At 33.6% G+C, this 11,918-nt stretch carries 8 protein-coding genes; 3 read left to right on the top strand and 5 right to left on the bottom strand.

Going from position 1 to position 11,918, the window contains the following annotated elements; all coding sequences use genetic code 11:
- Positions 1-143: 143 nt before the first annotated feature.
- Positions 144-1,115, top strand: coding sequence for an outer membrane beta-barrel protein (locus tag RC62_RS17260; RefSeq protein WP_055097412.1), 972 nt, complete (start codon positions 144-146; stop codon positions 1,113-1,115).
- 311 nt (positions 1,116-1,426) lie between these two features.
- Here the strand turns inward: RC62_RS17260 and RC62_RS17255 are convergent, their stop codons facing one another.
- From RC62_RS17255 to RC62_RS17240, 4 genes are all read right to left on the bottom strand, one after another.
- Positions 1,427-2,419, bottom strand: coding sequence for a Gfo/Idh/MocA family protein (locus tag RC62_RS17255; RefSeq protein ID WP_055097410.1), 993 nt, complete (start codon positions 2,417-2,419; stop codon positions 1,427-1,429).
- A gap of 330 nt (positions 2,420-2,749) precedes the next feature.
- On the bottom strand, positions 2,750-4,858 hold the full coding sequence (locus RC62_RS17250) for a prolyl oligopeptidase family serine peptidase (protein ID WP_055097408.1): 2,109 nt from the start codon (positions 4,856-4,858) through the stop codon (positions 2,750-2,752).
- Between the two features lie 138 nt (positions 4,859-4,996).
- Entirely contained in the window at positions 4,997-7,204 is a 2,208-nt protein-coding gene (locus tag RC62_RS17245; RefSeq protein WP_055097407.1) for a TonB-dependent receptor, read from the bottom strand.
- A 161-nt stretch (positions 7,205-7,365) separates the two neighbouring features.
- Positions 7,366-7,719 (bottom strand): hypothetical protein, encoded by a 354-nt coding sequence (locus RC62_RS17240; protein WP_055097406.1) that lies wholly within the window; start codon positions 7,717-7,719, stop codon positions 7,366-7,368.
- A 191-nt stretch (positions 7,720-7,910) separates the two neighbouring features.
- On the opposite strand from RC62_RS17240, the gene RC62_RS17235 reads away from it, so the two are divergent.
- Positions 7,911-8,645: a porin family protein gene (locus RC62_RS17235; RefSeq protein WP_316932862.1), complete on the top strand. Its 735-nt coding sequence runs from the start codon at positions 7,911-7,913 to the stop codon at positions 8,643-8,645.
- On the opposite strand, the gene RC62_RS17230 is transcribed toward RC62_RS17235, so the two are convergent.
- Positions 8,640-9,245 (bottom strand): hypothetical protein, encoded by a 606-nt coding sequence (locus tag RC62_RS17230; protein ID WP_055097762.1) that lies wholly within the window; start codon positions 9,243-9,245, stop codon positions 8,640-8,642. The two genes, RC62_RS17235 and RC62_RS17230, sit on opposite strands and share 6 nt — an antisense overlap.
- A gap of 195 nt (positions 9,246-9,440) precedes the next feature.
- Between RC62_RS17230 and RC62_RS17225 the strand changes: the two genes are divergently transcribed.
- The gene (locus RC62_RS17225) at positions 9,441-11,912 is read left to right on the top strand and encodes a bifunctional UDP-N-acetylmuramoyl-tripeptide:D-alanyl-D-alanine ligase/alanine racemase (RefSeq protein ID WP_055097404.1); all 2,472 of its coding nucleotides are present in this window, start codon (positions 9,441-9,443) and stop codon (positions 11,910-11,912) included.
- Positions 11,913-11,918 lie beyond the last annotated feature (6 nt).

Here is an 11,918-nt window from a genome sequence, read left to right as displayed (position 1 = left end):
TTTACGTTAAAAATATGCATGCATAATACTTTTTTAGTAATATTGCTTAAAATTACAACGATTTCGTACCAAGTCTAACAATGCAAACTATAAGAATATGTTAAAATAATCTAAGTTTGTATAAATTAATTAAAATCAGAATTATGAAAAAGAACCTTTTCTTACTAGGATTATTAGTTTGCTCTATGGCCACAATGGCGCAAACAGAAAAAGCGGATAAACCAGAAAGTTGGTATTTTAAAATTGGTGGATCTTATTTCAACCAAACTGCTTCTACAGAATTTCCAGTTGTTGGAGGTCAATTGCCAAATAGAGATGTCTATGCAGGTACTTTAGCAAATAATAAATTAGTTTCAAGAGAAGGTGTTACTGGTTCTTTTGGACAAGGTTTTAGAAGTGGAATTACTGCTGGTTACCGTTTTTCAACACGTTTGGGAGTTGAGATGGCAGCAAATTACTACGTAAGTAATACTAAAACAATGGCACAAACTACAGATAGACTTATTTCATACAACCCTGCGACTAGTCCAGCGGCTACTTATTTAAGTTTTACTGCAGAAGGAGAAATTAAAGCTTTTGATTTGGCACCGGCACTTGTGATGTTTTTAGGTGAAGCTCATGGTTTTGAACCATATACTAAAGTTGGAATCATTGTTCCAATTCACGGAACGTTAGATATTAAAACTGATAGAACTTACAGTACTTTTGTTGGGGCTAACCAAGTAGCAACTACTAATGCTTATTCAAAAGATGTTGTTAAGCCAAATCCTTCACTTGGATTTATGGCCTCTATAGGTACTTCATATAAATTAGGAAAACATATTTCTGCTTTTGCAGAATTAGAATACCGTAACTTTACTGTACACGGAAAAACTAAAGAAACTGAAGTATACACTGAAAATGGTGTAGACAAATTAAATACTCCAACTACTTTCCGTCCTGATGCATCATATTCTGCAAGTCATACTAAATATGTTGAGACAATCAGTTCTACTTCAAATAGTAAAGTAACTAATGCAGCTGGTTTTGATAGTACAAGAGCTACTGACGATGTTAGTACTTATGTTGGTATTTCAGGTTTAGGTTTGACTTTAGGTCTTAAATACAGCCTATAATTTAAGAAAAATTATACTTTATAACAAAAAGAGGATATTCATTTGAATATCCTCTTTTTGTTATTGTAGGTTTTACGTCTTGTTTGTCACCCTAATTTCTAAAATATTTTTCAGGAGCTAATCCCGCTCCCGAAGCTTCGGGACGTTTCAATCTTTTGTGGCAAACCCCGCCACAAAAGGATTTCCACTTCTATCGGGGCTATGAGAATCATTCTCATCAGAAATTTTTCGTTTAGTTTGCAATAAACCCCACAGGTTTTTAAAACCTGTGGGGTTTATTAATATTGTAGGTAAACTCACAATTGCAATAATTATTTAGAATTTCTAAATTCCTTCAAAACTTCATCAATTACCCAGGTCGTTCTTGCTGCTGAAGTTCCTTTTGAAGGAGAAAAACCTTCACTGCCTAAAATTTCTGTCACAACAGTTTCGATAAAAGGCTGTTGAATATGAAGTGGATTTTCGATTGTAATACTTTCTTTTTCTCCATTTGTATATTGAAGATGTATAGGATCATTTCCAAAAGTAGAGAAAGAAATTTTTCCTTTGTCACCTACAATATCCGTGTTGTCATAACGCTCAAAACTGGCAAAATTCCACAGACCGGTTCCATGAATTCCGTTTTCGAATAAAAATGACATAGAAACTGAATCCTCTGCCGGATAGGCTTTTAGTTGTGAACTTGCATGTCCGCGAACAGACTGAATTGGGCCTAATACAAAATCAAGAAAGTCTAAAGTATGACAAGCTAAGTCAACAAATATTCCACCTCCTGAAATATGAGGTAAAACTGTCCAGGGCAAATTGATCTCATCGTCATATCTTTCTTCAAAAGGGTGGTATAAAACACAGTTTACATGTCTAACAGTTCCAATTTTATTCTGATCAATTAATTCTTTTATTTTTAGGAATCTTGGTAAACTTCTTCTGTAATAAGCAACAAACAGCGGTACATTATGTTCTTTGCAAACACGGATCATTTCATTGCATTCTTCAAAATTTAGTGCCATTGGTTTTTCTACGTAAACCGGTTTTCCGGCTTTGGCACACAAAATTGTATATTCTTTATGAGAGGATGGAGGAGTAGCGATATAAACGGCATCAACTTCAGGATCATTGATTAAATCAACAGCATTCGAATACCATTTCGGAACATTATGACGCTTTGCATAATCTTCTGCAAGAGCCGCATCCCTGCGCATTACAGCAACCAATGCTGAGTTAGGCGTTTTCTGAAATCCCGGACCGCTTTTAACTTCGGTTACATTCCCGCAACCTATAATTCCCCATTTTACAATTTTCATTTTTCTGGTTTTTTAGTTATTCAAATTTAGCATAAAAGGATTAGTTAAAAAAAGATAGCCACGAATTCACGAATTTTTTTAAGACAAATTTTTTGCTCACAGTATCTGCTAAATCTGCAAGATCTGTGAGAAAACAAAAAAAGCCACGAATTCACGAATTATTTTTTACGCAGATTTTAAAAAAAAATAAGCAGATGTGCGCAGATTTTTTATCAACTAAATCGGCTTAGATCTGACTAAATCTGCAGAATCTGCGTGAAATAAAAAAAGCCACAAATTCACAAAAATAATTCGTGAATTCGTGGCTAATTAAGACTAAAAGACTAAATTTTACTTTTTAGGCAAAGCTTTAAAGCCCATATTATAAAGCGTGAACGCCTGAATGTCTACATTTTCCTGAATGCTTGCTGCAACAGATTTTCCTGCTCCGTGACCTGCTTTTACATCAATACGAATTAAAACCGGATTAGGACCTGTTTGTTTTTCCTGCAATTCAGCAGCAAATTTAAAACTATGTGCAGGAACAACACGGTCATCATGATCCCCTGTTGTAACCATAGTTGCAGGATATTGAATTCCTTTTTTTACATTTTGTACAGGCGAATATCCTTTAAGGTATTCAAACGTTTCTTTATTATCCTGAGCTGTTCCGTAATCGTAAGCCCAACCTGCACCAGCGGTAAAAGTATGGTAACGCAACATATCCATTACGCCAACTGCTGGTAATGCAACTTTCATTAAATCCGGACGCTGTGTCATTGTTGCTCCAACTAATAAACCACCGTTAGAACCACCGCGAATCGCTAGGAAAGCTGATGAAGTATATTTTTGAGCGATTAAATACTCGCCGGCAGCAATGAAATCATCAAATACATTTTGTTTCTGTAATTTAGTTCCTGCATCGTGCCATTTTTTACCATATTCACCACCACCTCTTAAATTAGCAACAGCATAAACTCCTCCGTTTTCTAACCAAACGGCATTTGCAATACTAAAACTTGGTGTTAAACTAATATTGAACCCGCCATAACCATAAAGTATTGTTGGATTTTTACCGTCTAATTTTGTTCCTTTTTTATATGTGATGATCATTGGTATTTTTGTTCCGTCTTTTGAAGTATAGAATACTTGTTTAGATTCGTAATCGTCACTTTTAAAATCAACTACAGGTTTTTGGTATACCTGAGATTTACCTGCTTTTGGTTCAAATGAATAGATTGTTCCCGGAGTTGTATAATTGGTAAAACTGTAATATAATGTTTTTTCATTTTTCTTAGCTCCAAATCCGCTTGCGGTTCCTACTGCAGGAAGTTTGATTTCGCGCACCAGTTTTCCGCTATAGTCATATTGTTGTACAAATGAAACGGCATCTTTAGTATAATTGGCAAAAAAGTATCCTCCACCAGTCGTTGGGGATAAGATATTCTGGGTTTCTTTAATAAAATCTTTCCAGTTTTCAGGTTTAGGATTGCTTACATCAACCGTAACAACACGTTTGTTTGGTGCATTAAGATCTGTTTCGATAAACAATTTAGTTCCTTCGTTTTCAATAATCTGATTGTCGCTGTTAAAGTTATCTACAATTGTCACGATAGGACTATTTGCTTTCGTTAGATCTTTAATGTACAATTCATTTCCATAAGTAGAATTTGCAGCAGAAATTACCAGATATTTATCATCTTCAGTAACATAACCTCCCACATATCTACGTTTTTGATCTGCACCAAAAATAACTTTATCTTCTTTTTGCGAAGTTCCTAATTTATGGAAATACAATTTATGCTGATCTGTCTTTGCAGATAGTTCACTTCCTTTTGGTTTGTCATAACTAGAATAATAAAACCCTTCGTTTCCACGCCATGAAATCCCGCTAAATTTTACATCAACTAATGTGTCTTCCAAAACTTTTTTAGACAAAGCATCTATGATAATTACTTTCCTCCAATCACTTCCTCCTTCAGAAATGGCGTAAGCTGCTTTATTTCCGTCTTTAGAAAAATCTAAACCTCCAAGAGAAGTTGTTCCGTCTTTAGAAAAAGTATTTGGATCTAAAAAAACTTCTTCCTTACCATCTTGCCCTTTTCTATAAATGACAGATTGGTTCTGTAATCCGTTATTTTTTGAATAATAAGTGAATTTTCCTTCTACAAACGGAGCACTGATTTTTTCGTAGTTCCAAAGTTTTTCCATTCGTTTTTTTAGTTCATCACGAAAAGGGATTTTATCTAAATAACCGTAAGTAACTTCGTTTTCAGCTTTTACCCAGGCACCGGTTTCAGCTGATTTGTCATCTTCAAGCCAGCGATAAGGATCACTTACTTTAGTATCAAAATAGACATCAACTGTCTCGCCTTTTTTAGTTTCGGGATATTGAATCTTATTTTGCCCAAATGAAATTCCTGCGGTTGTAATTGCCATTATAAGAAATGTTTTTTTCATTGTATAAATTTAAACGGTTATAGCAAAAATAGCCTTTTTGTTTTGAAATGATAATGATAAAAAGTTAAACCATATAAGACCTATAAGTTCAATTAGTTTTAACTATCTTTTTTATAAGTCGTATATGGTTTTAAAATGTTACAGATTAAAGTTAACCCCCAAAACAATATTTCGTCCAATATTAGGAATTCCGTCAGTTTTTAATCTTGAAAGGTGAGCGATATATTTTTTATCAAATAAATTATTTCCGTTCAGGTTTACATCAAAAGCGTGTTTGCCTAATTTTACTGTTCCTCCAAAGCCCAGATTTACCAGAGTATATCCGTTTGAAGCCGTTTCAAAACCACTTACATTGTTCTGGTTAAAAGTCGAAGAAACATTTAATGAAGCATATCCTTCTTCGAACCAGTTTTTGATTTTAAATTCAGTTCTTAAAGTATTGTTCCAGTTATTGGCAGGAATCAAAGGCAAGTAATCCTTATTGTCTTTTTTACCTGTTACGGTTTCAAAACTGGTTTCAAAATGCAGCCAATCAAGCGGATGAGGATGAAAGTGAAGACCAACTTCACCACCATATAATTTTGCATTGTCCTGTACATAAGCAAAAACATCATTATCATCACGTGTTTCTCCAGTTGGCGAAGTATAAATGTAATTGTTTACATGATTATAAAAACCATTAATAAAGAACTCAAAATGGGTGTTTTTGTATTCTAAATTCAAATCAGTCTGAACGTTTTGTTCTGTTTTTAAATCAGCATTTCCAATTTCGTATCGATTCGTTCCTTCATGAACTCCGTTTGAAGTTAATTCGGCTAAATTTGGCGCTCTAAATCCTGTTGCCACATTCAATCGAAGTGTTAGAGGTTCAGCCAGTTGTGTTTTATATCCCAAAGAAGCATTAAAACTGTCAAAAGATCTGTCTAAAGGTAAAAAGTAGCCTTCTTCACCTTCTGTACCGTGAGCGATTGAGTTGATGTTTCTATTGTCAAAACGCAATCCGGCTTGAATAACACTGTTGTCCCATTCGTAATTTGCTGTTCCAAAAACACCAATATCATTTGTAGTGGCATCCGGAATTAAATATTCTTCACCAGAATTTTTGTTGGTCTGATGCATTCCCTGTACACCTAAAATAGTTTCAATTTTTCCAAATTTCGGAAAATGATACTTAGCATTGTAGTTAAAAGTATTCAGTTTCATATGAAGAGATGCTTCATTGCTGTCTTCAAACTCACTTCTATCATTGGCGATATACCCTAAATCAACGTCTAATTTCGAATTCTGAAAAAAGATAACATTGTTTAAACTCAATAAGTGATTAAAAATCCCTTGTCTAGGGAACATTGTATTTTTACTTGAAGATTGTTCTGCAATTCCGTCTTCAGGCATTCCCAGGTCCAGTTTATTGTAATTGTATCTTAAAACACTTGAAACACTTGAGTTACTGTAGCCAATTCCAGTTTTAAAATCGGTTTCATTATAGCGTGTGTTTGTTACGCGATCACCATCGGCAATTTTATAATCAGAATGTGTGTTGAAACTTCCGCGTGCTAAAAATTTCCAGTTATCAGTCGAAGTTTTTAATCCAATAGAAGAATTGCTTCCCTGTGTATTTGTGAAATATTTTTGGCTGAAATTAGCCTTGAATGTGTTTGCATCAGCAAATTTTTCAGGATTAAAATATAAAACTCCGCCCAAAGCATCAGAACCATATAATAAGGAAGCTGGCCCTTTGATGACTTCAACACTTTCGATTCCGGCATCGTTTAAGCCTAAACCGTGCTCGTCGCCAAATTGTTGATTTTCGATACGAACACCCTGAGAATAAACCAAAACGCGATTTCCGCTCAATCCACGAATTACAGGTTTTCCTATAGACGTTCCTGTCGAGATTTGCGAAACTCCCGGAATCGTTGCTAAACCTTCAATTAAAGTTGAAGTTCCTTTTTGCTGCAAAGTTTTAATGCTTTCGTGCTCTACCTTCATTACGTTTTGCGATTGCAATTTGTTAAAAGGCGTTGAAACCACCACTTCATCCATTTCAAAAACAGATTCAGTAAGTGTTATATCAATAGTGTTTTCTTTTAGTAATTTAGAGATTGATTTACTTTGAGTAGTGAATCCAACAAAAGTAAATGTAAGTCGAAAACTCCCGTTTGGAAGATTTTTAAAATCATATTTTCCGTTTTCATCCGTCGTAGTACCTTTATGTAATTCAGGTGCATAAACGGACACGTTTGCGAGTGGTTGGTTTTCGAGATTTGTTACCGTTCCTGAAACCGAATTTTGAGCAGAAAGAATGCTCGAAAACCCTAAAATAAGGGCTAATATTATTTTTTTCATTTGAAAATGATGCTATAGTTAATTTGATTTTTGTCTTTTAAAGCAAAAACTAAAAGAAATAGTAAAATCTGCCGATCCGGAGCATTTCAGGATGGGGAAATCAACTAATTTTTTTTGAATCAGATTAAAAGATTTTGATTGTCTTTCGAGTATAATCGAAATTAAGAAACTAGAGCTTCGGGAGGACCGCGCAGTAAATACGGATTTTCTGAAAGTGAAAATATTTTCTCTGAAAGAGAGAAAAAATAAGGGATTTGAGTATTGAAATTGTGAAATTGAAAAGCAAATTGTTCCGGCACAATATAACTTCCAAAAACAAAATGACAAACAAAACAAATATCATAATCATGGTGCTGATGCGTTATCTCACCATTAGGATCATTATAATTGTGGTGGCATTGTTTTTCTGAAAGTTGTTTTACAATATGCTCATAACTGTGTATCGACTGAAACAATATTGAGAACAATACTGTCAGAGCCAGAGAAACACTTAATATGAGCTGCTTTCTTTTCATTCCTGACAAAGGTATAAAAGATCAAAGTAAAATTGATTTATTTTTTATATTCTCATGCTTATTTGTTGAAAAAAGTGCAACGATTGCTTTTATTCACCATCAAAAACAGAATAATTACGATCTGATTGTCTCCGGAACTAGCATTATATTATATTTGTAAGTAAAATAAATCTACACTAAAAACCGTTTACTTGAAAAACTCTTTAAAACCAAAATACGATATGCGATTACTTTTAAGTTGTTTATTTTTAGTGTCGTTTTTCAATTCTTTTGCGCAAGAAGTTAAGCCTGAGCTAAAACCTATTGTTAAAATCGATTCGTTGTATCGTGAAGATCAATTTTACTTTTCTATTACTTATAATCTTTTGGTTCAGGGGCCATCAGGACTTAAACAGGATAAGTTTTCAGCCGGAATTTCGGGTGGTTTTTTGCGCGATATGCCAATTAATAAAGACAGGACTATTGCAATTGCAGCCGGTTTAGGATTTAGCTACCAAAATTTTTACCAAAATCTAACCATTTCAAAAGATCAGAACGGTAAACAAGTTTATGGTGTAAATAATTACAGCGAATTTGCTTCGAATCGATATAAGCAGTATTCAGTAGATGTGCCTATTGAGTTTAGATGGAGAAATTCGACTTATGAAAGTTATAAATTCTGGAGGATTTACAGTGGTGTAAAATTAAGTTATGTTTTCTCTGATAAGTCGATTTTAAAAGATGGAGATAATACTTTTAAAATCTCCAATAATAAAGATATCAATCAATTTCAATACGGTATATATCTTTCAGCAGGTTACAATACCTGGAACGTGTATTGTTATTATGGTTTGAATGGTTTGTTTGATAAGTCAGTTAAGACAGTTTTAGGCGAGAATGTAGCAGTAAAAGCAATGAATATTGGTTTGATTTTCTACATTTTATAACCATAAATACAAAAACAACAACTGCGGAAATATCCCTATAAACGTCCCAATTAATAATTCATTTGGCGAATGTGCCTCCATTTCCAATCGGGAAGAAGCAACAACACCCGTCATTAAAATTAAAAAAGCCACCCAATATGGGTTTTGCAGCTGGAGATGAATATTTAAACCTATTGCAAAAATCGTAAATCCACTAATTGCCATCATATGCAAACTTGCCTTTATCTTGAATAAAGAACATACCAAAGCTAATATTGTACTGAACAAGGCACCAAGAAAAAAGAAGTGGAGTTCTGGATAACGGGTAATTACAATACTTCTTTTAACTAATAAAATATAAAGGAAACACTGTAGAATAAGCGGAATTTTACGTTGTGAAGTCTCATGAACCATTACTGAATTTACATGTCCTGTTGAACGAAGCAACAAGAAAAACAATACGGGAACTAATATTGTAATGATCAGGATCTGAAATAAAACATAATATTTCTCTTCGTTTGTAAAAATGTCATTTTTGCAAAAAAGGTAAAACAAAGTGGCATACATCGAGATAAAAATCGGATGTAATATATAGGAAAATATAGGAAGTATTTTTTTCAAAACGTTGTATTTAGTGGTGTTAAGCAAATATAAACAAATAATGTTTTTTTGCCACGAATTGCAGGAATTAGCACGAATTTTAATTTGTAGCAAACTTTTATTAATCTGTCACAAAAAAATAACCACAAAGAATTAGTGAGAATTTGTGAAATTGGTGGCAAACCTTTTTTTAAATTTGACAAAAAGAATTTCTAAATGAGCATAAACTTAAAAAGCCTTATCCCGGTTCTTAATGCCAAATGGACAGGCTCAGACGCTGATATTTTTGTTGATCATATTTCAATCGACAGCCGTTCGTTACAAAACGGTTCTGAAACTTTGTTTATTGCCTTGTCAGGCGTTAATAATGATGCTCATTTGTACATATTAGAATTAATTGAGAAAGGGGTTCAGAATTTTGTCGTGCAATATATTCCTGAAAATTGTGTGGGAAAAGCCAATTTTTTGCTAGTTGAAAACACACTCAAAGCTTTGCAGGAATTTGCGGCTTATTATCGTAATCTTTTCCATTTTCCTATTATCGGATTGACAGGAAGTAATGGTAAAACGATTGTAAAAGAATGGCTTAATTTTTTGCTTAGCCCGGATTATAATATCATCCGAAGCCCAAAAAGTTATAACTCACAGGTTGGCGTTCCGTTATCTGTAATTGCAATTAACGAGAAACATAATTTAGGGATTTTCGAAGCCGGAATTTCGACGGTTAATGAAATGATAAAACTCGAAAAAATTGTGAAGCCTACAATTGGAGTTTTAACTAATATAGGTTCTGCGCATGATGAAGGTTTTGAAAACCTGCAGCAAAAAATAAATGAAAAATTATTATTGTTTAAAGAATCAGCGGTCATAATTTATCAAAAGAATCCACTTGTAGAACAGTGTCTTAATTCATTTTGTATTCAATATCCATTAAACGAAAGAAGGGTTTTTTCGTGGAGTTTTTCAGATAGTTCTGCGGATGTTTTTATTCTGAAAAAAGAAAATAAAAGTGATTCAACAAGTATTAAATACCAATATAAAGACGAGGTTTTTAATTTAGAAATTCCGTTTAGTGATTCGGCATCGATAGAAAATACAATTTCATGTTTGTTGGTTTTGCTTTATTTTAAATATGATTCAGAAACCATTCAAAACCGTGTTCAAAATCTGTATCCGGTACAAATGCGTTTAGAGGTGAAAAACGGAATCAATAATTGCAGTATTATTGATGATAGTTACAGTTCAGATTTTCAGTCGCTCAAAATTGCTTTGGATTTTCTGGAAAGCCAGCAAAAAAAGAATGCTTCAAAAACAATTATCCTTTCGGATATCTTTCAAAGCGGATTCTCGAACGAAGAATTATATTCTAAAGTGGCACAATTAATATCTGATAATAAAATAAATCGTGTAATAGTAATTGGAACAACGATTTCTTCGTTTGCAGCTAAATTTTCGAATTGTATTTCGTTTCAAAATACGGCCGAATTTATTGCTCAAATCGAAAGTTTGAATTTTGAAAATGAAACTATTTTAATAAAAGGGGCAAGGTCATTTCAGTTTGAAGAAATTGTTTCTTTACTCGAAGAAAAGACGCATGAAACTATTCTTGAAATCAACCTGAATTCGATTAGCCATAACCTGAATTATTACAAGTCAAAATTAACCAATAACGTTAAGCTGATGGTTATGGTGAAAGCTTTTGGTTATGGAAATGGAGGTTTGGAAATTGCAAAATTATTGGAGCATCATAAAGTAGATTATTTAGGTGTGGCTTTTGCCGATGAAGGAATCTCGCTTAAAAATGGTGGAATAAAATTACCCATTATGGTTTTAAATCCTGAATCGACCAGTTTTCCTTCGATTATTCAATACAACTTAGAACCTGAAATTTATAGTGTAAAAGGATTAAAAGCTTTCCTGAAAATTGCACGCGAAAAGAATTTAAAAGATTTCCCGATTCATATAAAATTAGATACAGGAATGCATCGTTTAGGTTTTGAAGAAAATACGCTCGACGAATTGATTCAGACCTTAAAAGGGAATTCAACTGTAAAAATAAAAAGTGTACTGTCGCATTTAGCAACAAGTGATGAGTTGCAGCATTATGATTTTGTGATTTCTCAGATTAATTTATTTGATAAACTGTCGTCTAAATTAATATCAGAATTAAATATAAATCCAATTCGTCATATCTTAAATACTTCCGGAATCAGCAATTTCCCGGATGCACAATATAATATGGTGCGTTTAGGAATTGGTTTATACGGAGTTTCAAATGATCCGGCTGAGCAAAAATATCTGGAAAATGTGGGAACCCTGAAATCGATTATTTCTCAGGTTCGTACTATTCCTGCCGGAGATAGTGTAGGTTACGGACGTCGCTTTATGGCAGATAGGGAAACTAAAATTGCTACAATACCAATAGGTTATGCTGACGGAATTTCGAGATTATGGGGGAATCAGGTTGGGTTTGTTACTATTAAAAATCAGAAAGCCTACATTTTAGGAAGTGTTTGTATGGATATGTTGATGGTCGATGTAAGTCACATCGATTGCAAAGAAGGAGATTCGGTTATTATTTTTGGCGAAAGCCCAACTGTTATAGAAATGGCAACTGCATTAAAAACAATTCCGTATGAGATCATGACCAGTATTTCGCAACGTGTAAAACGGGTATTTTTCAGATAGATTTTG

Origin of the sequence: Flavobacterium aquidurense, from assembly GCF_001404985.1 — a bacterium.
Classification (GTDB): domain Bacteria; phylum Bacteroidota; class Bacteroidia; order Flavobacteriales; family Flavobacteriaceae; genus Flavobacterium; species Flavobacterium aquidurense_B.
The sequence above is the reverse complement of the archived record's forward strand: the minus strand, read 5'-3'. Positions and strand labels throughout refer to the sequence as shown.

Excerpts from the sequence above, each read along its gene's own strand:
- RC62_RS17260 (WP_055097412.1), top strand. The coding sequence starts at position 144 with ATGAAAAAGAACCTTTTCTTACTAGGATTATTAGTTTGCTCTATGGCC.
- RC62_RS17255 (WP_055097410.1), bottom strand. The coding sequence starts at position 2,419 with ATGAAAATTGTAAAATGGGGAATTATAGGTTGCGGGAATGTAACCGAA.
- RC62_RS17250 (WP_055097408.1), bottom strand. The coding sequence starts at position 4,858 with ATGAAAAAAACATTTCTTATAATGGCAATTACAACCGCAGGAATTTCA.
- RC62_RS17245 (WP_055097407.1), bottom strand. The coding sequence starts at position 7,204 with ATGAAAAAAATAATATTAGCCCTTATTTTAGGGTTTTCGAGCATTCTT.
- RC62_RS17240 (WP_055097406.1), bottom strand. The coding sequence starts at position 7,719 with ATGAAAAGAAAGCAGCTCATATTAAGTGTTTCTCTGGCTCTGACAGTA.
- RC62_RS17225 (WP_055097404.1), top strand. The coding sequence starts at position 9,441 with ATGAGCATAAACTTAAAAAGCCTTATCCCGGTTCTTAATGCCAAATGG.